This is a genomic window from Leeuwenhoekiella sp. A2 (assembly GCF_047946655.1).
Lineage (GTDB): Bacteria > Bacteroidota > Bacteroidia > Flavobacteriales > Flavobacteriaceae > Leeuwenhoekiella.
Genome location: NZ_CP172311.1, coordinates 706,286 through 732,512 on the forward strand (window position 1 = coordinate 706,286; position 26,227 = coordinate 732,512).

General features: G+C 38.5%; 20 protein-coding genes. 11 read left to right on the top strand and 9 right to left on the bottom strand.

Annotated features, from left to right (window positions below; translation table 11 throughout):
- Positions 1-125: 125 nt before the first annotated feature.
- Complete coding sequence (locus ACH3PA_RS03130) at positions 126-3,590, bottom strand: methylmalonyl-CoA mutase family protein (protein WP_416440562.1); 3,465 nt, start codon at positions 3,588-3,590, stop codon at positions 126-128.
- Between the two features lie 134 nt (positions 3,591-3,724).
- On the opposite strand from ACH3PA_RS03130, the gene purU reads away from it, so the two are divergent.
- The 6 genes from purU (at position 3,725) to ACH3PA_RS03160 (ending at position 11,585) form a co-directional block, all read left to right on the top strand.
- Positions 3,725-4,579 (top strand): formyltetrahydrofolate deformylase, encoded by an 855-nt coding sequence (purU, locus tag ACH3PA_RS03135; protein WP_416440560.1) that lies wholly within the window; start codon positions 3,725-3,727, stop codon positions 4,577-4,579.
- 165 nt (positions 4,580-4,744) lie between these two features.
- Positions 4,745-5,446 (top strand): DUF4197 domain-containing protein, encoded by a 702-nt coding sequence (locus ACH3PA_RS03140; protein ID WP_416440558.1) that lies wholly within the window; start codon positions 4,745-4,747, stop codon positions 5,444-5,446.
- Between the two features lie 9 nt (positions 5,447-5,455).
- Positions 5,456-6,436, top strand: a complete 981-nt coding sequence (locus ACH3PA_RS03145; protein WP_416440556.1) for a carbohydrate kinase family protein — start codon at positions 5,456-5,458, stop codon at positions 6,434-6,436.
- Positions 6,437-6,745: 309 nt separating this feature from the next.
- Complete coding sequence (locus tag ACH3PA_RS03150) at positions 6,746-9,769, top strand: SusC/RagA family TonB-linked outer membrane protein (protein WP_416440554.1); 3,024 nt, start codon at positions 6,746-6,748, stop codon at positions 9,767-9,769.
- Positions 9,770-9,779: 10 nt separating this feature from the next.
- Positions 9,780-11,144 (top strand): RagB/SusD family nutrient uptake outer membrane protein, encoded by a 1,365-nt coding sequence (locus tag ACH3PA_RS03155; RefSeq protein WP_416440552.1) that lies wholly within the window; start codon positions 9,780-9,782, stop codon positions 11,142-11,144.
- A 252-nt stretch (positions 11,145-11,396) separates the two neighbouring features.
- Complete coding sequence (locus ACH3PA_RS03160; RefSeq protein ID WP_416440550.1) at positions 11,397-11,585, top strand: Lacal_2735 family protein; 189 nt, start codon at positions 11,397-11,399, stop codon at positions 11,583-11,585.
- Between the two features lie 100 nt (positions 11,586-11,685).
- On the opposite strand, the gene pyrF is transcribed toward ACH3PA_RS03160, so the two are convergent.
- Entirely contained in the window at positions 11,686-12,510 is an 825-nt protein-coding gene (pyrF, locus tag ACH3PA_RS03165; protein WP_416440548.1) for an orotidine-5'-phosphate decarboxylase, read from the bottom strand.
- Positions 12,511-12,520: 10 nt separating this feature from the next.
- Positions 12,521-13,597 carry a peptide chain release factor 1 gene (gene prfA, locus ACH3PA_RS03170; protein ID WP_416440546.1) on the bottom strand — a complete coding sequence of 359 codons (1,077 nt, stop codon included), beginning with the start codon at positions 13,595-13,597 and terminating at the stop codon, positions 12,521-12,523.
- 166 nt (positions 13,598-13,763) lie between these two features.
- On the opposite strand from prfA, the gene ACH3PA_RS03175 reads away from it, so the two are divergent.
- Positions 13,764-14,255 carry a peptide-methionine (S)-S-oxide reductase gene (locus ACH3PA_RS03175; protein ID WP_416440544.1) on the top strand — a complete coding sequence of 164 codons (492 nt, stop codon included), beginning with the start codon at positions 13,764-13,766 and terminating at the stop codon, positions 14,253-14,255.
- On the opposite strand, the gene ACH3PA_RS03180 is transcribed toward ACH3PA_RS03175, so the two are convergent.
- From ACH3PA_RS03180 to ACH3PA_RS03195, 4 genes are all read right to left on the bottom strand, one after another.
- Positions 14,250-14,987, bottom strand: coding sequence for a hypothetical protein (locus tag ACH3PA_RS03180; RefSeq protein ID WP_416440542.1), 738 nt, complete (start codon positions 14,985-14,987; stop codon positions 14,250-14,252). The genes ACH3PA_RS03175 and ACH3PA_RS03180 overlap by 6 nt on opposite strands.
- Positions 14,988-15,117: 130 nt before the next feature.
- Positions 15,118-16,044 (bottom strand): DUF3078 domain-containing protein, encoded by a 927-nt coding sequence (locus ACH3PA_RS03185; protein WP_416440540.1) that lies wholly within the window; start codon positions 16,042-16,044, stop codon positions 15,118-15,120.
- 103 nt (positions 16,045-16,147) lie between these two features.
- Positions 16,148-17,326, bottom strand: coding sequence for an AIR synthase related protein (locus tag ACH3PA_RS03190; protein WP_416440538.1), 1,179 nt, complete (start codon positions 17,324-17,326; stop codon positions 16,148-16,150).
- Between the two features lie 83 nt (positions 17,327-17,409).
- Positions 17,410-19,590: a glutamine synthetase III gene (locus tag ACH3PA_RS03195; RefSeq protein ID WP_416440536.1), complete on the bottom strand. Its 2,181-nt coding sequence runs from the start codon at positions 19,588-19,590 to the stop codon at positions 17,410-17,412.
- Positions 19,591-19,785: 195 nt separating this feature from the next.
- On the opposite strand from ACH3PA_RS03195, the gene ACH3PA_RS03200 reads away from it, so the two are divergent.
- Positions 19,786-20,802, top strand: coding sequence for a glutamine synthetase beta-grasp domain-containing protein (locus tag ACH3PA_RS03200; RefSeq protein ID WP_416440534.1), 1,017 nt, complete (start codon positions 19,786-19,788; stop codon positions 20,800-20,802).
- Between the two features lie 153 nt (positions 20,803-20,955).
- Here ACH3PA_RS03200 and ACH3PA_RS03205 read toward each other — a convergent pair whose 3' ends face one another.
- The gene (locus ACH3PA_RS03205) at positions 20,956-21,909 is read right to left on the bottom strand and encodes a calcium/sodium antiporter (protein WP_416448415.1); all 954 of its coding nucleotides are present in this window, start codon (positions 21,907-21,909) and stop codon (positions 20,956-20,958) included.
- Positions 21,910-21,954: 45 nt separating this feature from the next.
- Positions 21,955-22,797 carry a dihydropteroate synthase gene (gene folP / locus ACH3PA_RS03210; RefSeq protein ID WP_416440530.1) on the bottom strand — a complete coding sequence of 281 codons (843 nt, stop codon included), beginning with the start codon at positions 22,795-22,797 and terminating at the stop codon, positions 21,955-21,957.
- A gap of 66 nt (positions 22,798-22,863) precedes the next feature.
- Here folP and ACH3PA_RS03215 point away from each other — a divergent pair, with 66 nt between their 5' ends.
- The 3 genes from ACH3PA_RS03215 to ACH3PA_RS03225 are packed head-to-tail and all read left to right on the top strand — an operon-like array spanning position 22,864 to position 26,225.
- A complete protein-coding gene (locus ACH3PA_RS03215; protein ID WP_416440528.1) occupies positions 22,864-23,415 on the top strand; it encodes a DUF1599 domain-containing protein in 552 nt (183 codons plus the stop codon).
- A gap of 22 nt (positions 23,416-23,437) precedes the next feature.
- Positions 23,438-25,147 (top strand): BT_3928 family protein, encoded by a 1,710-nt coding sequence (locus ACH3PA_RS03220; protein ID WP_416440526.1) that lies wholly within the window; start codon positions 23,438-23,440, stop codon positions 25,145-25,147.
- A gap of 1 nt (position 25,148) precedes the next feature.
- The gene (locus ACH3PA_RS03225) at positions 25,149-26,225 is read left to right on the top strand and encodes an ABC transporter permease (RefSeq protein ID WP_416446678.1); all 1,077 of its coding nucleotides are present in this window, start codon (positions 25,149-25,151) and stop codon (positions 26,223-26,225) included.
- Positions 26,226-26,227: the final 2 nt, after the last annotated feature.

Consider the following 26,227-nt stretch of genomic DNA (forward strand, 5'->3'; position numbering starts at 1 on the left):
GCTACCTTCCAACTCCAATAAGGAGAAAAAATATTCCATTTAAACTTAATCCTAATTAAATCCTTCGCCTGCGCTCAGGATAAGCGATTCACACCTCTTTTGCCAGGCAAAAGAGGGTTCTCTGCTTACATATTCCGTCTATACTGCCCACCGACTTTAAAGAGCGCATTGGTAATTTGCCCCAGAGAGCAAACTTTTGTGGCTTCCATTAATTTTTCAAACATATTCTCGTTTTGAATCGCGGCTTGTTGTACTGCGGCGATAACATCTTCTTCACGATCTGCATACGCTTTGTGTAAATTGGTAAGCGTTTGTATCTGAGCCTGCTTTTCGGCTTCGGTAGCGCGAATCACTTCCATAGGTTTTACCGTAGGCGATCCTTTACTACTCAAAAATGTATTTACACCAATAATAGGGAATTCCCCATTATGTTTTAAAGTCTCATAATACAAACTTTCTTCCTGTATTTTACTGCGCTGGTACATGGTTTCCATAGCGCCCAGCACGCCGCCTCGTTCTGTGATTCGGTCAAATTCAAGCAAAACGGCTTCTTCCACAAGATCTGTCAATTCTTCTATAATAAAAGCGCCCTGTATTGGGTTTTCATTTTTGGTTAAACCTAATTCCTTATTTATGATCAACTGTATCGCCATGGCGCGGCGTACACTTTCCTCTGTAGGTGTTGTGATCGCCTCGTCGTATGCATTTGTGTGTAGCGAGTTGCAATTGTCATAGATCGCGTACAACGCCTGTAAACTGGTGCGTATATCATTAAAATCTATTTCCTGTGCATGCAATGAGCGCCCGGAAGTCTGTATATGATATTTCAACATTTGCGCGCGTGGGTTGGCACCATACTTATTTTTGAGTGCTTTTGCCCAGATTTTACGGGCTACACGGCCAATCACCGCATATTCAGGATCGATACCATTACTGAAAAAGAATGAAAGGTTGGGACCAAATTTATTGATGTCCATCCCGCGACTTAAGTAATATTCTACATACGTGAAACCGTTTGACAGTGTAAATGCGAGTTGTGTTATAGGATTTGCTCCGGCTTCGGCAATGTGATATCCCGAAATAGAAACCGAATAGAAATTGCGCACTTGTTTTTCTATAAAATATTGCTGCACATCACCCATTAAACGCAGGGCAAATTCGGTTGAAAAAATACATGTATTTTGCGCTTGATCTTCTTTTAAAATATCTGCCTGAACGGTACCGCGCACCTGGTTTAAAGTTTCGGCTTTAATTTTAGCATAAACATCTGCCGGAAGAATTTGGTCACCGGTAATGCCCAAAAGCATGAGTCCAAGACCGTTGTTGCCTTCGGGTAAAGCTTTCTCCCCCTGGCCCCCTCCCACGGAGGGGGAATTAATGTAGGACGGTCTTTCCAGATTCTTATCGTCGTAGAGCTCTTTTAGCTTTGCTTCTACCTGATCTTCTAAGCCATTTTCTTTTATATATTTCTCACAATTCTGATCGATGGCAGCATTCATAAAAAACCCGAGCAGCATAGGCGCCGGCCCGTTAATTGTCATACTCACCGAAGTCATCGGGCTGCTCAAATCAAACCCTGAATACAGCTTTTTAGCATCATCAAGGCAGCAAATAGAAACCCCGGCGTTACCTATTTTTCCATAAATATCAGGACGATGATCGGGATCATTACCATAAAGCGTAACACTATCAAAAGCGGTAGAAAGCCGTTTTGCAGGCAAACCGAGACTTACATAATGAAAACGGCGATTGGTACGTTCTGGTCCGCCCTCACCTGCAAACATGCGTGTAGGATCTTCACCCGTACGTTTAAAAGGATACAATCCCGCTGTGTATGGAAATTCGCCAGGCACATTTTCTTGCAAAACCCAGCGTAAAATATCGCCCCAGGCTTTGTATTTTGGCAAAGCAACTTTTGGTATTTGCGTATGCGAAAGCGACTCAGAATGCGTTTCTATTTTAATCTCTTTATCACGAACTTTAAAACTGTAAACCGGACTTTTATATTTATTGACTTTCTCTTCCCAACCAGTAATCACCGCCCAATTGTAAGGATCGAGGTCCATTTTTACACGGTCAAATTCCTTTTTAAGTAATTCTGTTAATTGAAGATTTTTGTCAGTCTGAGCCTGTCGAAGACTATCTTCATCAATACCATACTTCGTCAAGCTAAGTACAGCACCGGTAGAAGTCTCAATAGTCTTATAAATACCGTATAATTTCTGTGCGATTTCTGCCTGTTCTAAGGCGATTTTATCATAGTTTCGGTTGTTTTCTGCGATCTCAGAAAGGTATCGCGTACGTGCCGGGGGAATCACAAATACCTTTTCAGACATCTCATCTGAAAGTGTAAAGTCACTTTTTAGATCAGCTTCAGTTTTAGCGACAATCTCGTTCATTATCGCTTTGTAAAGCTTGTTCATTCCCGGGTCGTTGAATTGCGAAGCGATCGTACCAAAAACCGGCAGATCATCCTGATGCGTATCCCACAGATTGTTGTTACGCATATATTGTTTCTTCACATCGCGCAAAGCATCAAGCGCGCCGCGTTTATCAAACTTATTGATAGCGACAAGATCTGCAAAATCCAGCATATCAATCTTTTCGAGTTGGGTAGCCGCACCAAATTCCGGAGTCATTACATAAAGAGAAACATCGCTGTGATCAAGAATTTCGGTATCGCTCTGCCCTATTCCGCTGGTTTCAAGAATTATCAAATCATACTGGGCAGCTTTCAAGACCTCAACCGCTTCCTGCACATGTTTAGACAACGCCAGATTGCTTTGGCGCGTAGCCAGTGACCGCATATAAACCCGTGGCGAATTGATTGCATTCATGCGAATACGGTCACCTAAAAGAGCACCGCCTGTTTTTCTCTTAGAAGGATCTACAGAAACAATACCTATATTTTTCTCAGGAAAATCAGCTAAAAAACGGCGTACGAGTTCGTCAACCAAAGATGACTTCCCAGAACCACCTGTTCCTGTAATTCCCAAAACCGGAATAGCCCCACTCGATCCCCTCAATGGGGGGAAGACTTTAAGAAATTGCTCGTGATTATTCTCTGCAAGACTTATTAGTCTCGCTATTGTATTTACATTTTTGTTCTGAAGCTGCTCTGAAACTTCTCCCCCTTTGGGGGAGACTGAGAGGGGGCTATCAGACTGCTCAACCAGATCATTTATCATTCCCTGCAAGCCCATCTCACGACCATCATCTGGAGAATAAATTCGCGTGATACCATATTGCTGAAGTTCTTCTATTTCTTCCGGAAGTATAACGCCGCCGCCGCCGCCAAAAATCTTAATGTGCTCTGCTCCTCTTTCTACCAGCAGATCACGCATATATTTAAAATACTCATTATGCCCACCCTGATAAGAGGTCATCGCAATAGCGTGCGCATCTTCCTGTATCGCGGTATTCACAACCTCATCTACACTGCGGTCATGACCCAGGTGAATCACCTCTACTCCCGTAGCCTGAATGATGCGGCGCATTATATTTATAGCCGCGTCATGCCCGTCAAAAAGAGAGGCTGCCGTTACTATGCGTATTTTATTTTTTGGTGTATAAGGAGCAATTTGTTTCATTCGTAATTTTTAAGGTAATTCTCGTTGCTAATTTACGGTTATAGGTGCAAAAACATTGATAATTTGCGATTTTTCAATTATTAATTGAAACCAAAATTAGTAGCTTAGCTTGATAACCTGATGAAAGTACGATAATGCAGAAAATTACGCTTTTAATAAACTGTCCTGACCGCAAAGGGATAGTGACTTCTATTACTCATTTTATACTTGAGGCTGGTGGAAATATCGTTTATCTTGATCAACATGTAGACAGGCAACAAGGCGTGTTTTTTATGCGTCTGGAGTGCGAATTTGAATATGAAGCTTTTGATACAATAGGTTTTGAAAGTGATTTTAAAGAGACTTTTGAAGCAGGATTTAAACTCACCTATCAACTTTTTGATGCGGAATATGTGCCCAAAGTGGCGATTTTTGTAAGTAAATATGACCACTGTTTGTATGACTTATTGGGACGACATGCTTCTGGCGAACTCAAGGTGGAAATTCCGCTTATTATTAGCAATCATCCAGATCTTGAAGTGGTGGCAAAACGTTTTGATATTCCGTTTAAACACATTCCTGTTACCAAAGAAAATAAGGCTGAAGCCGAAGCTGAGCAAATACAGATATTAAAAGAGCATGATGTAGATCTTATCATTCTCGCTCGTTATATGCAGATAATTTCTGATGATTTTGTGAAAGAGTTTCCGCATAAAATTATAAACATTCACCATTCATTTTTACCGGCTTTTATAGGAGCAAAACCTTATCATGCAGCCTTTAAACGCGGAGTCAAAATTATAGGCGCCACTAGTCATTATGCCACGGCAGATCTGGACGAAGGGCCAATTATAGAGCAGGAGATCGTGAGGGTTTCGCACATACACGCTGTAAATGATTTTATTTTGAAAGGTCGCGATCTGGAAAAAATAGTTCTTGCCCGCGCGATAAAAGCGCATATTGAACATAAAGTGCTCGTGTATGGCAATAAAACCGTTATTTTCTCTTAGAAAGCCGATTTTTGAACGCTACAGTCGATTTTTTAGTTTTTCATTATGAATATTGAAGATGATTGTTTTTGTAACTTATAAATAAATTAGTTTTCTGTGAAATAGGATGGTAGTTCCTGCCTTCTAATTTTCATATATTTACTTTAAACCCCTAAAAATTATTAAATGAAGAAAATCTTTGCCGTGATGGCTATACTCGTGTTAAGCAGTTGTGCAGAATTACAATCTGTAGTTGATAATCTGCCCTCACAAACGGGAATTGATAATAACACTATTGCAGCTGGTTTAAGACAAGCTCTTGATAAAGGAATTGAAGAGCAGGTGACAAAACTCACAAAAACCGATGGCTTTTATAAAAACGAGTTGGTAAAGATTCTCTTACCTGAAGAATTACAAAAAGTTGATAAAACATTGCGCAGCATTGGTCTTAGCAGTCTTGCTGATGAAGGTCTAAAAATACTCAACAGAGCTGCAGAAGATGCGGTGGGTGAAGCTACTCCTATTTTTGTAAATGCAGTTAAAGGCATCACTTTTACAGATGCCCGTAATATATTATTAGGCGATGATCGCTCTGCTACCAGTTACCTGGAAACACGCACAAAAGATGAGCTTTATGCAAAATTTAACCCGGTGATACAGCAATCTTTTAATAAAGTGGGTGCAGATAAGATCTGGGAAAACCTGATCAACAGATATAACCAGATACCACTAACAAACAAGGTAAATCCTGACCTGACAGATTATGTGACGCAACAGGCTTTACAGGGAGTGTATACCATGATAGCCGTAGAAGAAAAAGATATACGTACCTCTGTAGCAGCACGCAGTACAGACCTACTGCGTAAGGTATTTGCACTTCAAGATTAAAACAATATTATGCCAGACCAACTTAAAATAGTAGTAGCGGGACCTATACCCAGAGATACCATATCAACTTATGAAAATGATATAATCACCAGATATGGTTGTGTGACTCACCCCGTTATTGCACTATCTAAGTTGCTTGATACAAATGGATCTGTAGTTCCCGTTTCTAATATTCATAAAAAGGATGAAGAATTTATTCATAATGAATTTGCAGGTTATGATAACATTGATCTTAAAGGAGTAAATGCAGAAGAAGATCGAGGCACGGTAATTTTTCTTGATTTTAAAGATCAGAATAACCGCGAAGAAAAGCAACTGGCATGCATGAACCCAATAATGCCAAAGCATATAGCAGATCATCTTGATGCAGATGCTTTTGTTTTTGTACCCATTACAGATTTTGAGATTTCCCTAAGCACATTGCGTTATATTCATGAGAACAGCAAAGGTAAAATTATCTTTGACGCTCATGGTGCTACTACCTCTATGGATGTTAAAGGCCACAGACATAGAAAATTCTGGATAGACAGAGATGAATGGCTTCCCTATATAGATGTGCTTAAAATGAATCTTGAAGAATCTCAGTGTATGTGGTTCAATAATGAATATGAAGGTGATATACCTTCTATCTATGACGAAAATCATACGAGTCATCTTGATGATCTTGCTGAACATGTGCTCGATAAGGGAGTTTCCTTTTTTTATGTAACAATGGATTCACGAGGCTGTATACTCTATCATAAGAACGGCGGTAAAACTGCAAAAGAATGGATTGCATCTGTTCCTGTAGCAAAAGTGGTTGACACAACCGGCTGCGGTGACTCATTTGCCGGCGGTCTTGCTTATGGCTTCGCTAAATACAACGATCCCATAAAAGCTGGGCAATATGCTAATATTCTGGGCGCACGAAGAACTCAGGGCAAGAACTGGGATGTATTTAAAAGCGCAGAAGAGACTGAGCAAATAAGACTTGATAATTACGAAGTATAATTAAGTTTCCAAACAGCTCTCTACCGTCTCTTACTTAAAATTTTAACCTACAACGTTTTAGCTTTATGACTTTCAATTTCCAGCATTAATTTATGCTGTAAATTTTCATATCCACAATATTCTTCACAATAATTAATAAAAAGAGAATTTTTACAATCTCCTTACTTTCTACCCTTCCGCTCCAGCCTACCCAATTAACACTCTATTAATATAGTTGCTATTTATGATAAATTTTCTTTGTGGGTCTTTTGCCGATCTCACAAATCGCTAATCATATTAATAATCTTAAATAATTAATTCTACTAATTTATGGAGCGTAAAAAACTACTTCTAATTTTTAGCTTTTTTCTCTTCCTATCTGGTATTTCCTTTGCTCAGCAAAGAGAGATCACGGGTACGGTTAATGATGAACAAGGCATGCCCCTTCCCGGCGTTAATATCTCTATACAGGGTACTAATACAGGAACACAAACAGATTTTGACGGAAATTTTAGTATAACTGCCGCTACCGGCGATGTATTAGAATTTTCATTTTTAGGTTTTACCACAGCGGTAAGCACAGTGGGTTCATCTGATGTTCTCAATATCACTCTTGGTGAAGATACAGCCGTACTTGACGAAGTTGTTGTTGTAGGTTATGGAACGCAAAGCAAGCGTACACTTACTGATAATATTGTGAAGCTAACCGCTGAAGATATTGATGAAGTGCCAGTCTCAAATTTTCAGAGTGCACTGGTAGGTAAAGCCGCGGGTGTGCAAATCACTCAAACTAACGGAAAAGTTGAAGGTGGTCTTAATATACGTGTACGCGGGGCATCAAGTATTTCTGCAGGAACGCAACCCTTATATGTACTTGACGGGATCCCTTTGTATAACGCAGACGAATCTAATAATGGCTCGCCCACTAACCCATTGCTTACTTTAAGTCCTAACGAAATTGAATCTATAGAAATATTAAAAGATGCATCATCTGCTGCTATCTATGGTTCAAGAGGTGCAAATGGTGTTGTAATTATAACCACAAAAACGGGTAAAGAAGGTAATGCTAAATTCTCTGTAAACGTTTCTCATGGTTTTAGTAAACCAACCAACAAAAGAGACTTCTTAAATGCAGACCAATATATAGAGCTATTTACAGAAGCGGCTTTAAATGTTGCCGATACAGAATTTGGAAGTGACGCTGCCGCGTTAGATTATATTGAAGGTACATTTGATTACCTGGCCAACGATACAGACTGGAGAAACAGAGAATATGATGTAAACTGGCAAGATCAGGCATTTCAAAATGGGTCTGTTTCAGATGGAGATTTTTCAGTTTCTGGTGGTACTGCAAATACGACCTACTTTTTCTCTGGTGCTGTTAATGATACTAAAGGTATTATTAAAGGGAATAATCTACAGCGTTTTAATGTGCGTACTAATGTTACTCACAAATTTGGTAAAGTATTCAATACGGGAATGAGTTTGAGTTATTCCAGAACTGAAATTGATCGTATTGCAAATGACAATGCTTTTGTAACACCTTTACAGGCAATTGCACTTCCGCCTATTTCGCCAGCATATCTTGAAGATGGTTCTCCTAATCCTAATACCATTTATCCCAACTTTTTATTACAGGATGCAAATGCATTTTACAACACGTTGATAAGAAGATTAAATGGTCGTGTTTTTGGTGATCTGGAAATCTTGCCCGGTTTTAAAGCAAACGCAAATTTTGCCTATGATATGTATTACCAGACAGAAGACAGATTTACAGGTAGAAACGCACCTTTTCAGTCAACAAATGGTGAAGTTTTTGCAAGCAGCGTAAATGCAGAGAATTATATTCTTTCAAACTATTTGAGCTACGATAAGCAATTTGGAGACTCACACACTTTGGGCTTAACTGCCGGTGTAGAACTTAATGAAACTACAAGAAGATACGAGAGTGTAACTTCTAATCAGTTTCCTTCAGATGATTTTCAAACCGTTAGTGGCGGTGCCGAAGTGGTAGCTGGTGAAGGTTCAAAAACCGGATATTCATTTTTCTCTTATTTCGCCAGAGCAACATATGATTATGCAAACAAGTACCTGTTTAAAGCGAGTGTGAGAAGAGATGGTTCTTCAAAATTTGGTGCAAACAACAGGTATGGAACATTCTCAGCATTATCTGCCGGATGGGTGCTGTCTGAAGAAGATTTTCTGAGTGATTCTTCGGTTCTTAATTATCTAAAAATTAGAGGTAGCTGGGGACAAACCGGAAATGCTGATATAGGTAATTTCCCTTCGCGTTATTTATTTGGAGCTATATCATTCAATCAACGTCCGGGTATTTCATTAACGCAGCCGGGCAACCCTGATCTTACATGGGAAACTACAGATCAAACTGATATTGGGATAGAATACGGCTTTTTTAATAACAGAATTTCTGGTGAAATTGACTATTACAAGAAAAAAACAGACGGTCTGTTATTTAATGTTCCCTTGATACCCAGTTCTGGTGCGGCAACATTAAGTAGCAATATAGGCGCTCTGGATAATACAGGTTTTGAATTTGTACTGAACACCAAAAACTTTCAACGCGATGATTTCACCTGGTCTACAAGTTTAAATTTCGCCTACAATAAAAACGAAATTAAGTCTCTGCCAAATGACAATAATGATATTGTAAGCGGGCAGAATATTAACAGAGTAGGCGAAAGTGTAAATTCATTTTACATTATTGAATATGCCGGTGTAGATCCTGCTAATGGTGATGCTTTGTATTACACGAACACACCAAATGAAGACGGAAGCTTAAGCAAGGAAACCACGACTAATCCCAATGATGCGAGACGAATAGTTGCAGCCAGTCCTTTTCCAGATTGGTACGGTGGTATAACGAACAATATCAATTTTAAGGACTTTGATTTCTCGTTCACTTTTCAGGGAGAATTTGGTGCTTCTATTTATAATGGTGGTGGTCGTTTTCAATCTGCCAGTGCAGACTATTTTGATAACCAGACCTTAGATCAATACACAGACAGATGGCAGAATCCCGGTGATGTGACAGATGTTCCTCAGGCACGTTTATTTGGTGCTAATGGTACAGCACAATCTACACGCTATCTTGACGAAAGTGATTTCATTAGACTTAGAAATATAACTCTTGGGTATTCATTGCCTCAGGAAGTGATTGATCGATATGGTTTTACTAACATACGAGTTTACATCACAGGGGTAAATCTAGCAACTATTACAAACTATGGTGGTTTTGATCCTGAAGCCAGAAGTGATGCCGGTGGCGTAGGGCAGGAATTCTACTCTTCTCCTCCCGCTAAAACACTTTCTGTAGGACTAAATGTAAACTTCTAAAAAGACAACTATGAAAAATATAAACATACTTTTTTATGTCATTTTTATAAGCCTTACCGCGGTAAGCTGTGATAATGACCTGGAAATTGAACCGCAGCAGGATATAGATGGTTCATTAGCACTTGCTAATGAGCAAAATCTTGACGCTCTGCGGTTAGGAATATATGATGAATCTGGCCAGAGCGCAAGTTATGGTGGTTATTTACAGATCACTAATGATCTCTTAGGCACAGATGATCAGGTTACCTGGGACGGTACATATATTCAGCCAAGACAATATATACAAAAGAGTGTTTTAATAGATAATTCTTTTGTAGGAGATACATGGGCCAATGCTTATGAAAGCATAAACCAGGCAAATCTAATCGTAGATAATCTTGATGTTATTGAGAGCGGTGAAGACACGCGTGACCGTATTGAAGGAGAGGCGAAATTTTTACGTGCATTAAATTACTTTGATCTGGTGCGACTATGGGCGTTGCCATATGAAGGAGGCGAAACAAATTCTCAACCCGGAGTACCACTGCGTTTAATAGGTTATGAAGATTACTCACAACCACTACCCGCTTCACGAGCTACAGTAGAAGAAATTTATACTCAGGTATTAAGTGACCTCGATGATGCCTATAACATGCTTCCCGAATATAACGATGTTTTTGCAGATAAATATGCAGCCCAGGCTTTGCGCGCCAGAGTCTACTTACAAATGGATCGCTTTGCAGATGCTCGTGATGCTGCAAATGATGTTATTAAGAACAGCGACAATGAGCTAACAAATAGTTTTGCGCAGGCATTTAACAATGATGCAGATTCTTCTGAAGACGTTTTTGATTTTCAGGTAACTAATCAAACGGGAAGTAATTCATTGAACACATTTTATGCCTCTCAGGATAATGGTGGTCGTGGTGGTGATATTGCCATCAATCCAGAATATATGGCTCTATTTGATGATCCTGCAAATGATCAACGGGCAAGCTTCTTTGTAATAGGAGACAGAGGATCTGACCTTACGGCGAAATACACCAATCAATTTGCTAATATCCCCATAATTCGTTTAGCTGAAATGTATCTAATACGTGCAGAAGGCAATTTAAGATTGGGTACCCTTGTGGGTAATGCTCCGCTGGCAGATGTTAATATGATAAGAATGCGCTCTAATGCATCACCGCTTTTAGGATCTCTTACTGTAGACGACATTTTACTAGAGCGTCAGTTAGAATTAGCTTTTGAAGGATTCCTATTACAGGATATCAAAAGAACTCAGGGTATGGTAGGTTCCCTTAACTATGATGATCCATCTTTGGTTTTACCTATACCACAAAATGAAATGGACACTAATACTGACATAGCCCAAAACCCGGGTTACGGATCTTAAATAAAAATGTTTATTCATATGCAAAAACCGGCCATGAGCCGGTTTTTGTGTTTTAGGATCTTGATTAAAAAATGAACTGGAAGTATTCTTAAAAAATCGGTTAAAAATACTAAAAATCGCATTTTAAAGCTAAAAACCGTATTACGTCGATAAATTTAAACACTTCATCGTATTTCTATAGAAATAAAACTGCAATTTATGCATTCATTTATTATTCAATATTTTGGTAATAGAATTCAAAACATGAAGACCATGCCAACAAAATTGAACGTGCGCCAATTAGAACAAGAGTATAAAAGCGCTTTAGAAAATGCCTACAATTTGCAGTATACTGCACCATCAGAAAGTGATTATTTCACCTTTGAAGCAGAGCAGTTATATAAACAAATATTGCTTTTAGATGCTGCAGGAGACCAAAATACTATGGAGGTAATTGCTTAAGGTAAGTAGTTAAATTAGAAGTAATTTCTGAAAATACATTTCAGATTAGATTTCATGTGCTGTTACGAAGTAAAAGGCTTAAAAACTAAACAGCACCCTCTTAATGACTAGCTGCTAATATAGCAGCCATCTCTTCCTGTAATGCAGCAGCCTTAGCAGCAGCAGCCTCAGCAAAATCCGCTTTCGCGGATGCGTAGATAATACCACGTGATGAGTTTATAAGCAGACCTACGTTCTGGTTCATACCATATTTACACACATCATGCAAGTTTCCGCCTTGAGCTCCCACACCGGGAACTAAGAGAAAAGAATCAGGTACTATATTTCTAATATCTGCCAGATACTCCGCTTTTGTAGCACCTACTACATACATCAAATTCTCACTGTTTTTCCAGGTTTTTGATGTTTTTAGAACGGTTTTATATACTTCTGCGTCGTTTTTTAGATCTTTGGTCTGAAAATCGAATGCACCGGGATTAGACGTAAGCGCGAGCATAATTGTATGCTTTTCTTGAAAAGCTAAAAATGGCTCTACAGAATCTCTCCCCATATAAGGCGCGACCGTAATAGAATCAAAACCCAGATCTTCAAAAAAGGCTTTAGCATACATTGTAGATGTGTTGCCTATGTCGCCTCTTTTTGCATCTGCTATTGTAAATATCTCGGGATAATTTTTATTGAGATAATCTATTGTTTTTTTAAGCGCAGACCAGCCTTTTAACCCATAAGCCTCATAAAAAGCTGTATTGGGTTTATAAGCCACGGCTACCTTGTGAGTAGCATCAATAATCGCCTTATTAAAGGCAAAAATCGGGTCTTCTTCTTCTAAAAGCTGCTTGGGTATTTTATCCAGATCAACATCGAGACCAATACATAAAAATGATTTTTTTGCTTTGATCTGTTCTACTAGTTGCGCTGTGGTCAAGGTTTAGGTTTTAGAAGGTTTCGCCTGTTTCTTTAAGTTTCTCGGTATTATTTACAAGTTGCAGTTCGTCAACTATTTTCTGAATATCTCCATCTATAATATTAGACAAGTCATACAAAGTAAGGTTGATACGGTGATCTGTAACCCTTCCCTGCGGATAGTTATATGTACGTATTTTTGCACTTCTGTCACCGCTGGTAACCATAGAACCACGCTTTAAAGCATCTTCTTCCTGCTTCTTGGCAAGCTCCATATCGTATAAACGTGAACGCAGTACTCTAAAGGCTTTCTCTTTGTTCTTGTGCTGTGATTTTTGATCCTGACATTGCGCCACAAGACCTGTAGGCATATGCGTTAAACGCACGGCAGAGTAAGTCGTGTTTACAGATTGCCCACCAGGACCTGACGAACAGAAATAATCTATACGCACATCTTTAGGGTCTATCTCAACATCAAATTCTTCAGCCTCAGGAAAAACCATTACTGTAGCGGCACTTGTATGCACACGGCCTTGTGTTTCTGTTTGCGGTACGCGCTGCACGCGGTGTACACCTGCTTCATATTTTAAAGTACCGTACACATCATCACCTGTGATCTCAAATTGTATCTCTTTAAAACCACCACTCGTACCTTCATTAAAATCTACTGTAGATGTTTTCCAGCCTTTGCTCTCGCAATATTTAGTATACATTCTATACAGGTCACCGGCAAAAATACTGGCCTCGTCACCACCGGTTCCCGCACGTATCTCCATCACGGCATTTTTAGAATCTTCAGGATCTTTAGGTACGAGCATCATCCTTATCTTTTCTTCAAGAGCAGGTAAAGCGCTTTTTGCTTCTTCAAGCTGCATCTTTGCCATTTCTACCATCTCTGCATCGCTACCGTCTGCAATTATCTCTTCGGCCTCTGTGATACGCTCTGTATGTTCTACATAAATCTCACGCTCGTTCATGAGAGCACGCAAGTCTTTATATTCCTTATTAAGTTCTATATAACGCTTTTGATCGCTTATAACATCAGGCTGTATAATGAGGTCACTTACCTCATCAAAACGCTGTTTTACAATATTTAATTTTCCTAGCATGTATTCTGTAATAGTCTGCGAATTTACACAATTTTAAACGATTTTATTAATGCTTTGTTGAGTGATACACTTTCTATTTTAGCTTAAGCGAAAGTTAAAAAAGTGGCTTATTATAAGGAAATATCGGTTTTTACGACCAAAAATCAGATCTGGAAATCTAAAATTCATGCAACAAAAAATAGGTTTAGGCGGCGGTTGTCATTGGTGTACTGAAGCCGTTTTTCAGCAAATTAATGGTGTTGCCCATGTTGAGCAGGGATATATCGCGTCTGTCGCTGCAGAAAATCGCCTTTCTGAAGCAATAATCGTTCATTTTGACCCAAAAATCGTTTCGCTTAAAGCGATAATTCAGATTCATTTAAGCACACACAAATCGCAATCTGATCATAGTTTTAGAACCAAATACAGGTCTGCCGTTTATTATTTTAATGAAGATGACGCTGCTAAATGCGAAAAAATTCTTGCTACTATTCAACTGGCCAGCGAGGAGCCTATTATCACTCAGATTTTACCTTTTAATTATTTTGAACCCAGCAGAGAAAGCATTCAGGATTATTACAAGAAGAATAAAAACGCTCCTTTTTGTGAGCGCTACATAAAACCGAAGCTTCTTTTACTACAAGAAAACTACTCCGGTCATCTCAAACAAAAATTATAGCTTTTTATCTATCATCTCATATTGATAGAATTCTTCCCGGGCATCTTGTGTATTGAGACCATAGTTGAGTAGAAGACCACCGGCTGCAATAAAAAACAGGCGATCAATATAGTAAAGCTCTTCCTGACCAAAGTAATATGCAAATAGTGCCGCAATATCTGAAAAGATAAAAGCCAGCGTTAGAAACAGATAAACAAGAGAGCGATTGCTGTTATACTTATTGTTATTTATAACCGCAGCCACAGCGATTATTATAAGTAAAGCCCCATATAAATAGAACAAAGCAATCTCAAAATTATCATTAAATGTGTGGCTCAACATGCCCATGAGCATGTAAAGTGTATAGGTATTAGCCAGAACAAGTAAAGCCGTAATCCCAATAATAACAGGTTTAAAGCTCATATTGCTAACCCTGGGCAGGCGATCTTTAAGTATGTAGAAATAAGCAAGTGAGCCCAAACCTAAATAGAATTTGTAGCCCCAGGAAAATTCATAAAACTGAAAGAATATATCTTTAAGAAGTAAAACAGATAGCGCTATGGTGATCCACTTATTTTTTTGCCCGTTAGCCAGCAAATAATACGTTAGAAAAAATGCTATTGAGCATAATCTCACTAACCGGCTTATTTGCAAATTGCCCATAGCTATTGCTACAAGATTTACCAGAACTAAAAAAGAAGTAAGGTAAATGAGCGAATTTCTGTTTCTGGGATACGAAGTAATTTTCATCATTGGCTTAAAATAATAACAAATGATTTTAGGGTACAATATTTACGAAAAATACTGCAACAGGGTTTTCAGAACTAAAGCCTTAGAATTTTAGAACCGAAAAAATATTTTAGAATTTAAATCTGGGAGAAAGTTAAAAGTCTACGATCACACCTATGCCTAACTGCTGTTTCCATTGCGTACGGGGACCAACATCTACCTGATCGCCTTCGGCATTTGTCTCTGTGATCTTCACATCATTATCGTATTTAAGATGTGAACCCAATTTTGCTACAACAAAGGTGTTTACTTTAAAATTGAAATTTACTTCCCAGTCCACATCAATGTTGCCAAAACTATTTAGATAATCTGTGTAGAGATTTATAGAATTTGTGAGGTTAATATTATCCATCACCTGAGCTTTGTAAATACTGCTCAACAGAATACCAAGTTCACTACGCACATTTTGACCTTCTTTTATCACATTACCATCTTCATCCAGAACCGCTGGCTCAACACCAAAAGAACCGTTATTTGCCAGTTCCTGGTCGAGTACAAAAGTTGACTTATAAGTAAGCGGCGAAGTATAAACCGAAAGATTGTCTATGCGTTTCCCGTATTCTGCACCTACACCTAAAAATACATAACCGGGCGCCATGAATTGTGAAATAGGATCGTCTGTATTGGGGTATTTATAACCGTTTGTAAATTGTGTCTGGAAGCTGAATTGTGCAGAATAATACCAGTTTGATATGGTATCTGGTCTGTAACCAAAGTTAGACTTAAACTCAAGCATGTCGTCAGTTTTACGTACTTCTCGACCTTCCTGACTGTTTATACCATACCTTCCTGTAAAGCTGTTTTTCCACTTTGTATTAGCATCAAGATAATCTCGTCTTATAACGACTTCTGCTAAACCGGAAACCGAATTACTACCCCCCGAGTTCCAGTTTACAAATGCTACTTCACTAAGATCGAGACCTACGCGATTAGATTTCGTCCAGCGCAGCTGTCTTTGATATATTTTGTTCTGCTCGATCATTGTATTAATGATCTCTTCATTAATAGGCAGAGGAAACATGGAGTGTTGAGCAAATGTCTTTATTGATAGAATAAAGAATAAGGCTAGAAGGAGGTGTTTTTTTATTTTCAAGGCAACCTAAAATATTGGAATTATCTGTCTTTCAATACTCAAATATACCAAACTCACTTTTAATAGTAAGCTTTTTTGTGTTGGCAGTTTCCACTCTGCCTACTATCTGTGCATCGATATTAAATGATTTAGCTATTTCTATAATACTTTCAGCTAGAGAAGGATCTACATACAATTCCATTCTGTGGCCCATGTTAAAAACCTGGTACATTTCCTTCCAGTCTGTCCCGCTCTCTTCCTGTATTAATTTAAATAGCGGTGGTAATGCAAAAAGATTGTCTTTTATGATATGTAAGTTATTAACAAAATGCAGAATTTTTGTTTGTGCCCCGCCACTGCAGTGCACCATACCATGTATTTTAGCCTTGTCGAGTGTGCTAAGAATTTTCTTTATAACAGGGGCATACGTACGCGTGGGCGAAAGAACCAGCTTGCCCGCATCCAGCGGACTATTATCTACAGCATCAGTTAATTTTTTAGTTCCTGCATATACAAGATCTTCAGGCACTTCTGCATCAAAACTTTCAGGATACTCCTTGGCGAGGTATTTATCAAAAACGTCATGACGAGCAGAAGTAAGACCGTTGCTTCCCATTCCGCCATTATATTCTTTCTCGTAAGTAGCCTGACCAAATGAAGCAAGACCTACGATAACATCACCTTCAGCAATATTAGCATTGTCTATAACGTCTTCACGCTTTAAACGTGCAGTCACAGTAGAGTCTACAATAAGTGTGCGCACAAGATCACCCACATCTGCCGTTTCACCACCGGTACTTTTTATTATTACACCAAATTGAGCCAATTCTTCTATCAGCTCTTCGGTTCCATTTATAATAGCAGAAATTACCTCTCCCGGTATTCTGTTTTTGTTACGCCCTATAGTTGAAGAAAGCAAAATATTGTCTGTCGCACCTACACATAAGAGGTCGTCAATATTCATTATCAAAGCATCCTGAGCAATCCCTTTCCATACAGAAAGATCTCCGGTTTCCTTCCAATACATATATGCCAAAGAAGATTTTGTTCCTGCTCCATCAGCATGCATAACAAGACAATGATCCTGGTCTCCCGTAAGAAAATCGGGTATTATTTTACAAAAAGCCTGCGGAAAAAGGCCTTTATCAACATTTTTAATTGCATTATGAACGTCTTCTTTACCTGCTGAAACACCGCGCTGTGCGTACCTTTTTGAAATTTCCTGACTCATTACTCTTGAATATGCGGCAAAAGTAAGAAAATATTAAGCGAATGCTGCTCACTCTTTCTCTATCTGCCCTGTTTTAAAAAGTATTAGTTAAAAAGTAATTCTCTATATTTAGTAAGCGGCCAAAGTTTATCCTCAACCAGAAGTTCCAGTTTATCACAATGGTATCGTATCCCTTCAAAATAAGGTTTTACCTTAAGATTGTATGCAGCAGCCCGTTCTTGTAATTCTAGTTTGTTAGCTACTTTTCTGGCGTTTATCATATCTGTAATACCAGAATTGATCGCTACAATATGTTCAGAAATTAATTCAAGTAATTTGATCTGCTCTGCCGCATATTTTTTAAAGTCCTTCTCATAGATCGCTTTTAAACCCTGTACATTCTCAATAAGCAGATTTTGATAACGTATTGCAGTAGGTATAATGTGGTTTCTCGCAATATCACCTAAAACCCTGCTTTCTATCTGTAAACGCTTGATGTATTCTTCAATTTCTATTTCATGTCGCGCTTTCAGTTCGATCGCATTCATAACCCCCATCTCTTCATAAAGACTGATGGTTTTCTTGTCTAACTGAATTTTTAAAGCATCAGGAGTGGTTTTAATATTGCTCAATTTTCGCTTAACTGCTTCCTTTTCCCACGCATCACCATAACCATCACCCTCAAAACGTATCTTTTTTGATGCCTTTATATATTCTCGCAGAATATTAAAAATAGCATCGTCTTTTTTCATCCCTTTATTATCAATAAGCGCGTCTACTTCCTTCTTGAATTCTTTTAATTGTTTAGCCACAATTGTATTAAGCACCGTCATGGGGCGAGCACAGTTTGCTGTAGAACCCACAGCTCTCAATTCAAATTTATTCCCTGTAAAGGCGAAAGGTGAAGTACGGTTTCTGTCTGTATTATCCTGTAAAATTTCAGGTATTTTACCAACTACGTTAAGTTTTAGTTCTGTTTTTTCTTCGGGCGAAAGCTTACCCGCAGTAACTTTTTCAAGTTCGTTAAGCACTTCTGTAAGTTGCTTTCCTATAAAGACCGAAATTATTGCCGGTGGTGCCTCATTTGCGCCCAGACGATAATCATTAGAGACTGAAGCTACAGAAGATCGCACCAGTTCTTCATAATCATGAACCGCTTTTATCGTATTCACGAAAAATGTAAGAAACTGAAGGTTCTTCATGGGCGTAGTACCGGGACTCAACAGGTTTACACCGGTATTTGTACTCAACGACCAGTTATTGTGCTTCCCGCTGCCGTTTATGCCTTCGAAGGGTTTCTCATGAAACAAGACCTTAAAATTATGCTTCTCGGCGATCTTATCCATGAGATCCATGATCAACGAATTATGATCTACTGCAAGATTTACTTCTTCAAAAATTGGCGCAAGCTCATATTGATTAGGTGCAACTTCATTATGTCTTGTTTTAACGGGAATACCCAGATACATACATTCCTGCTCCAGATCACGCATAAAATTGAGCACTCTGGCCGGTATAGAACCAAAATAATGATCATCAAGCTGCTGCCCTTTTGCAGAAGTGTGTCCTAACAAGGTGCGCCCAGTTTGTGTAATATCTGGTCTTGATGCCGCTAAAGCGGAATCTATAAGAAAGTATTCCTGCTCCCACCCCAGGGTTGCGTTTACTTTCACCACAGACTTATCAAAGTATTTTACAACATTCGTCGCTGCTTCATCAAGAGCATTTAACGCTCTAAGCAATGGGGTTTTATTATCGAGTGCTTCACCGGTATAAGACACAAAAACGGTTGGTATGCATAAGGTCGTCCCTAAAATGAAAGCTGGTGATGTGGGATCCCAGGCGGTATAACCGCGCGCTTCAAACGTATTACGTATACCGCCATGAGGAAAAGAAGAAGCATCAGGTTCTTGCTGTACAAGTCTGCTGCCTTCAAATTTCTCTATGGGCGAACCGTCATGCAGAATATCAAAAAAAGCATCATGCTTCTCTGCCGTAGCCCCGGTAAGTGGCTGAAACCAATGTGTATAATGTGTTGCTCCTTTTTCTAAAGCCCACTGTTTCATTGCAGAAGCTATACCATCTGCCATTTTGCGGTCTATTTTAGATCCATTTTGTATAGCATCTTCAACCGCCTGCAGCGCATCTGCAGGAAGTGTTTGCCGCATTGCCGCTTTGTTGTAAACGCGCATTGCAAAAAGTTCTGATCGTTTCCCTTTCTCAGTGATTTCAATGGGTTTACGGGCCAAAACTTCACTTAAAGCAGCAAATCTGAGTGTTAACATCTTTATTAATTTTTATCAATTTAAAAAAAAGGTCCTGCAAAATTATAAGATTCCTTAACACACCCCCTATTTATACCCCTTTTATTAAAAAAAAAGTTATAAAATCATCAACACACCCCCTCAACTCGTATAGCAGGTTTCAAAGAAATAGTATATTTACTGTTCAATAATCGAAAAATTTAAAAATCAGCTGATATGGGCAAAGCAAAATTAGAATACATTTGGTTAGATGGTTATGAGCCAACTGCCAATTTGAGAAGTAAAACCAAGATTGAAGAAGACTTTAGCGGCAAACTTGAAGATTGCCCAATGTGGTCCTTTGATGGTTCTTCAACCAGACAAGCTGAAGGAGGTTCTTCAGATTGTTTATTAAAGCCTGTTGCTATATATCCAGATCCTGCTCGTAAAGATGGTTATCTGGTTATGACCGAAGTTTTAAGTGCAGATGGTACACCTCACCCATCAAATGCAAGAGCAACTATTGATGATGATGACAATGATTTCTGGTTCGGTTTTGAGCAAGAATATTTTATAATGGATAAAAGTACACAGTTACCTTTAGGTTTCCCTGTGGGAGGTTATCCAGGACCACAAGGCATGTACTACTGCTCTGTAGGCGGTAAAAACACACACGGCAGACAGTTTGTAGAAGAGCATGCAGATCTTTGCTTAGAAGCAGGTCTTACTTTTGAAGGTATAAACCAGGAAGTAGCAAGTGGCCAGTGGGAATTTCAACTTTTTGCAAAAGGAGCTAAAAAAGCCGGAGATGAAATCTGGGTAGCAAGATACTTACTACAACGTCTTACTGAAGATTACGGGTATTATATAGAATTTCACCCTAAACCTATTAAAGGTGACTGGAACGGTTCTGGTATGCACGCTAATTTCTCAAATACAACTTTACGTACTGCAGGTTCTAAAGATGTTTACGATACTATTTGTGAAGCTTTCCGCCCTGTAGTAAAAGAACACATTGCTGTTTACGGTGAGTTTAACGATCAACGTTTAACAGGACTTCACGAGACTGCATCAATACATGATTTCTCTTATGGAGTTTCAGACCGAGGTGCTTCTATTCGTATTCCTCTACTAGCAAAAGAAAGAGGATGGAAAGGATGGTTAGAAGATCGTCGCCCAGCGTCAAACGGAGATCCATACAAGATTGCCGGTCGTATTGTTAAAACAGTAAAAGAAGCTGAAGCTAAATTATAACAGAAGTTTCTTCTAAATATAAAACCCGCTTTTTAGATCTAAAAAGCGGGTTTTTTTATTGAAAATCGGGGGAATAATTTCTATTTATTAATTCCCTTCTTTATATTTTGAACCAAAGAATATCCTCCTGCAGCAGCTAAAAATCGGTTATTTTTAAGCGAAAATCAGCCCGATAAATACACAATACGCTGCAAAAAGTAAAAAGCCCTTCCACCTGCTCAATTCCATTTTTATGGGTAAAAAACCAAGTGGTAACAAGATTAAAGCGAAACCTATCAACCAGAATATATTCGTAGAAAGAATACTGGGATCAATTACATTTATAGGTGTGATCACTGCTGTTAAGCCTAAAACCGAGGCAATATTGAAGATATTAGAACCTATTAAATTTCCTAGCGAAATAGCTTTTTCCTTCTTTAAAGCTGCAATAACTGAAGCGGCAAGCTCAGGAACACTTGTGCCAATTGCAATAACGGTTACCGAGATCGCATAATCACTTACTCCCAAAGCCGAAGCCAACTCCTTCGCCCCTTTTACCAGAAATTCTGAACCAAAATATAAAGCTACTGCTCCTATTATGAGCCAGACAACAATTTTAAAATAGGAAGTTTTAGAAAGCCCATCGTCTATCTCATCATTTTGACCTTCTTCTGTGGGTCTCGCTTTTCTCGCTCGCTGAATTAAAAAATACAGATAAACACAAAGTGCGCCTAAAAGACCCAATCCCTCACTCCTGCTAATTACGTGATCGTTTTTTAGAATAAGATAAAGCGCAAGCGAAAACAAAACCATCACAGGCCAATTAAATCTAAAAAAATCATGATCAATACCCAGCGTCGATATTATTGCCGTTAAGCCTAAAACCAGACCAATATTAGCAATATTACTACCTATTACATTTCCTAAAGATATATCTGAAAAACCATCAAGCGCTGCTTGTAAACTCACTAATAATTCTGGTGCCGAAGTAGCAAATGAAACCACAGTGAGCCCAATTACCATTTTAGAAAGATTGAGCTTAAATGAAAGTCCTACAGAAGAGCGCACCAGGAATTCGCCACCTACGACAAGCAAAACCAAACCCAGCAACACGTAAAATACACTCATATTCTAAAATTTATCGCGCGAAGGTAATAAACTTAGACCAGTATGCTAAGATTCTGCTGGTACGCCTTTTAAGGCATTGTACAGTTTAACCGCTTCTACGGCAGGTTTTACATCATGCACTCTTAAAATAGATGCTCCTTTTTGCAAAGCAATTGTATTGAGAACAGTGGTACCGTTAAGTGCTTCCTCTATTTCTATGTGCAAGGTTTTGTAAATAAGTGATTTTCGTGATAAACCGGCAAGTACGGGAAGTTCTGCTATACCAAATAGTTCAAACTTATCTAGCATTTTAAAATTTTGCTTTATGTTTTTAGCAAAACCAAAACCGGGATCCAGAATTATATCATCAATCCCTGCTTCTCTGGCGGTTTTAATCCTTTCGCTAAAATAGAATAAAACCTCTTTTACAAGGTTGTCATAAGTATTCAGCTCTTTCATCGTTTGAGGTGTACCTCGCATATGCATAAGAATATAGGGCACTTTAAATATCGCTACAGTCGAGATCATATTTTCGTCAAGGAAACCGGCAGAAATATCATTAACAAGTGCGGCTCCTGCTTCTATCGTTTCCTTAGCAATTTTAGCACGAAAGGTATCTACAGAAATAAGAATTTCAGGAAACTCTTTTACAAGTAATTCTATTATAGGCACGATTCTAGCCAACTCAACCTCAACAGCAATATCATCTGCACCAGGTCGTGAACTGTATGCGCCTATGTCAATAAATGTAGCGCCATCAGTAAGCATTTTCTCTGTTTTAAGAAGTACATCTTTCTCATTCTTATAACTCCCGCCATCGTAAAACGAGTCTGGCGTGAGGTTAAGAATACCCATAACTCTGGGTATGTTTAAATCTATGAGTTTGCCTTTGCAATTAATGCTTGCCATTAAATAGTGTGGTGGTTTTTTATATTGATTATTTTAAGCGAAATTTACGCAAATTCTTATCTATTAATGAACCATACCTCAAAACAATATGATGCGGTAGTACTCATGTGCCGCGAGCTTTTTGAAAAAAAGATGAAAGATTACGGCAGTGCATGGCGCATACTAAGGTTGCCATCTCTTACAGACCAGATCTTTATAAAGGCACAGCGCATAAGAAGCCTGCAGCAAAATGAGGTTAGAAAAGTAAATGAAGGAGAAGCCGGTGAGTTTATAGGCATTATTAATTACTCAATAATGGCGCTTATTCAGCTTGAATTAGGAGTTGTAGATCAGCCCGACTTAAATGTAGAAAAGGCTTTAAAGGTCTATGATGAAAAAATTGCGCTCACAAAAGAGTTGATGGAAAATAAGAATCACGATTACGGGGAGGCTTGGCGCGAGATGCGTGTAAGTTCTTTAACAGACCTTATTCTGCAAAAGCTTTTACGTGTGAAGCAAATAGAAGACAATAAAGGAAAAACATTAGTTTCTGAAGGTATAGATGCCAATTATCAGGATATGATAAATTATTCGGTTTTTGCACTTATCTTGATGAATGAAGCTAAAGTAGAAGCATAGATCAATAACAGTAAATTACCTTATGAAATTTCTTATAGGCCTAACCAGGATATTTGTCGGGATTCTTTTTATTATTTCCGGCTTTATAAAGTTGAATGACCCTGTAGGATTCTCATATAAATTGCAGGAATATTTTAGCCCCGGCGTTCTCAATCTTGAGTTTTTGAGTCCGTTTGCTTTAGGTATTGCGATCATTCTGGTGATTTTAGAATTAGTATTGGGTATCGCATTGATCATAGGTTATATGAAGCGTATAACGCTATGGTTACTATTGCTCATGATCCTGTTTTTTACCTTTCTTACCTTCTATTCTGCATATTTTAATAAAGTTACAGACTGCGGTTGTTTTGGCGATGCTTTACCACTTACACCGTGGCAGTCATTTACAAAAGATGTAGTACTTCTCATTCTTATTTTATTGCTGTTCTCTAATAGCAAGTATATTAAACCTTTCTTTACAAATTTTGGCCGTGCGCTTATAATTTTCATCTCATTTATTGGCTGTCTTGCTTTTGGTTATCATGTTCTTATGCATTTACCTACGTTTGACTTTAGACCTTATAAAATAGGAACCAACATTACAGATGCAATGCAGGTTCCTGATGATGCGCCTAAAGCAATTTTTGATTATAACTGGAAGTTTGAAGTTGATGGTGAAGAAAAAATAATCACGACTTCTGGCAGCTATCCTGATGTGAATGGAAAATTTATAAGTGTAGAAACAGATGAAATACAAGCCGGATATTTACCTCCTGTGCACGATTTTACCATAGAAAAGGGAGATATTGATCATACAGAGCGGTTTTTAAACACGCCAAATCTGGTTGTAATTGTAGCGTATAGTATTGACAAAACAGAATGGAACGGGTGGCCAAATATTAAAGAACTTACAGATGAAGCCCTGAAAAAAGGTTACGAGGTTATTGGCCTTACTGCTTCGGGAGCTAAAAATGTGGAGAACTTAAAGGAAAAGCAAAAATTAAACTTCGATTTTTATTTTACAGATGAGACTGCGCTTAAAACCATAGTACGCAGCAATCCGGGGATATTGGTTTTAAATTCCGGGACCATATTGCAAAAAAAGCACTGGAATGACGCAGATAGGATCGTTCTCGATAATCTGGATACAGCAAAGCCACAGCTTGATCTTTCGCTTAAGCAAAAACTGGATAGCATTTCTAAATATGACACCTATTACCGCCCATTACTACAAACTCCAGTTGAAGAAAGAGAAGCATTAGGTATTAAACTTGGTCTAGATCCTGAAGATTATACCGGTGACCTGTATAAAAAGCAGGAAATGCTAGATACAAGCAATTTAAAGATCGTAAAGAATATTTTGGATAATTTAGGCTATCCCGGGAAGGATCTGGTGGGCGAACCTACAAATCTGGTCGCATATGAGGTCATAAAACACAATCCGGATCAGATCGACTATTACCTGCCTATGATAAAAAAAGCGGCGCAAGATGGCCAACTACCATTCACGCTTGCCGCCACTATGGAAGACCGTTATCTTATGAATCAGGGTAAAGAGCAGATCTACGGTACACAAGCACAAATAACTGCTGCTAACGGCATTTTTATTTGGCCGGTGCAAGATCCTGAAAACGTAAATAAAAGACGCAAGGAAGCGGGTTTTACAACGACCATAGAAGAGTATGCTAAAGAATTACTGGGTGATACGCACGAGTATAAAGCTTTAGCTCTTGCAGATATTCAGCGACTATAATTTGGCAAACTACTTCCTCAATAAAATCTTTTATGCGCTACTAACCATTTTTGGCGTTGTTACCGTGATATTTTTATTATTTACGGTGCTGCCCGGTGATCCTGCCAGAATGATGCTTGACCAAAATGAAGATCCGGAACAGTTAGCGATTATTAAAAAAAAGTATGGTTTTGATCAGCCTATTTTTACCCAGTATTTATATTATCTAAATGATCTGTCTCCTGTTTCTTTTCATTCAGAAAACGCAGACAATTACACGTCTTTAAAAACGGAAAAATACAATTACACGCATCTTTTTAATGTCGCAAAAACTGATGTTGTTATAAAGGAACCGTACTTAAGAGAATCTTTTCAAAAATCTGGCAAACCGGTAACCGAAGTTATCGCAGAAACTCTGCCCAACACTTTCGTTCTGGCCGTTAGCGCCATTTGCATTGCCATTTTTATAGGCATTGTTTTGGGTATTATTTCGGCCAATTTTAGAGATACCTGGATTGATAAATTTATTCAGGTCGTAAGCACATTGGGAATGAGTGTACCTAGCTTTTTTAGTGCAATCTTGTTTGCGTGGCTTTTTGGTTTCGTACTACACAAATACACAAATCTTAATATGACAGGCAGCTTATATGAGATGGATGATTATGGGGAAGGCATCACAATACAATGGAAGAATCTACTGCTGCCTGCAGTTGTTTTAGGCATAAGACCGCTGGCTGTTGTCATACAATTAATGCGCAACTCACTGTTAGAAGTTTATAATCAGGAATATATACGTACAGCACGCGCAAAGGGTCTCAATAATTATCAGGTAATTACCCGCCATGCTTTAAAAAATGCTTTAAACCCGGTAGTTACCGCGGTTTCTGGCTGGTTTGCATCTATGCTTGCAGGAGCGGTGTTTGTAGAATACATATTTGGCTGGAATGGTTTAGGAAAGGAAATTGTAGATGCGTTAAATACCTTAGATCTGCCTATAATAATGGGTTCGGTACTTGTTATAGCTTCTATGTTTATCGTCATTAACATCCTCGTTGATGTGATTTACGGCTGGTTAGACCCAAAAATACGTTTTAAGTAAAC

What these genes read in the sequence shown, in the direction of transcription:
- ACH3PA_RS03155 (WP_416440552.1), top strand. Translation starts at nt 9,780, where the DNA reads ATGAAAAATATAAACATACTTTTTTATGTCATTTTTATAAGCCTTACC.
- ACH3PA_RS03175 (WP_416440544.1), top strand. Translation starts at nt 13,764, where the DNA reads ATGCAACAAAAAATAGGTTTAGGCGGCGGTTGTCATTGGTGTACTGAA.
- folP (WP_416440530.1), bottom strand. Translation starts at nt 22,797, where the DNA reads ATGGCAAGCATTAATTGCAAAGGCAAACTCATAGATTTAAACATACCC.
- ACH3PA_RS03200 (WP_416440534.1), top strand. Translation starts at nt 19,786, where the DNA reads ATGGGCAAAGCAAAATTAGAATACATTTGGTTAGATGGTTATGAGCCA.
- ACH3PA_RS03215 (WP_416440528.1), top strand. Translation starts at nt 22,864, where the DNA reads ATGAACCATACCTCAAAACAATATGATGCGGTAGTACTCATGTGCCGC.
- ACH3PA_RS03205 (WP_416448415.1), bottom strand. Translation starts at nt 21,909, where the DNA reads ATGAGTGTATTTTACGTGTTGCTGGGTTTGGTTTTGCTTGTCGTAGGT.
- ACH3PA_RS03195 (WP_416440536.1), bottom strand. Translation starts at nt 19,590, where the DNA reads ATGTTAACACTCAGATTTGCTGCTTTAAGTGAAGTTTTGGCCCGTAAA.
- ACH3PA_RS03220 (WP_416440526.1), top strand. Translation starts at nt 23,438, where the DNA reads ATGAAATTTCTTATAGGCCTAACCAGGATATTTGTCGGGATTCTTTTT.
- purU (WP_416440560.1), top strand. Translation starts at nt 3,725, where the DNA reads ATGCAGAAAATTACGCTTTTAATAAACTGTCCTGACCGCAAAGGGATA.
- prfA (WP_416440546.1), bottom strand. Translation starts at nt 13,597, where the DNA reads ATGCTAGGAAAATTAAATATTGTAAAACAGCGTTTTGATGAGGTAAGT.
- ACH3PA_RS03185 (WP_416440540.1), bottom strand. Translation starts at nt 16,044, where the DNA reads ATGTTTCCTCTGCCTATTAATGAAGAGATCATTAATACAATGATCGAG.
- ACH3PA_RS03145 (WP_416440556.1), top strand. Translation starts at nt 5,456, where the DNA reads ATGCCAGACCAACTTAAAATAGTAGTAGCGGGACCTATACCCAGAGAT.
- ACH3PA_RS03190 (WP_416440538.1), bottom strand. Translation starts at nt 17,326, where the DNA reads ATGAGTCAGGAAATTTCAAAAAGGTACGCACAGCGCGGTGTTTCAGCA.
- ACH3PA_RS03150 (WP_416440554.1), top strand. Translation starts at nt 6,746, where the DNA reads ATGGAGCGTAAAAAACTACTTCTAATTTTTAGCTTTTTTCTCTTCCTA.
- ACH3PA_RS03160 (WP_416440550.1), top strand. Translation starts at nt 11,397, where the DNA reads ATGCCAACAAAATTGAACGTGCGCCAATTAGAACAAGAGTATAAAAGC.
- ACH3PA_RS03130 (WP_416440562.1), bottom strand. Translation starts at nt 3,590, where the DNA reads ATGAAACAAATTGCTCCTTATACACCAAAAAATAAAATACGCATAGTA.
- ACH3PA_RS03140 (WP_416440558.1), top strand. Translation starts at nt 4,745, where the DNA reads ATGAAGAAAATCTTTGCCGTGATGGCTATACTCGTGTTAAGCAGTTGT.
- ACH3PA_RS03180 (WP_416440542.1), bottom strand. Translation starts at nt 14,987, where the DNA reads ATGATGAAAATTACTTCGTATCCCAGAAACAGAAATTCGCTCATTTAC.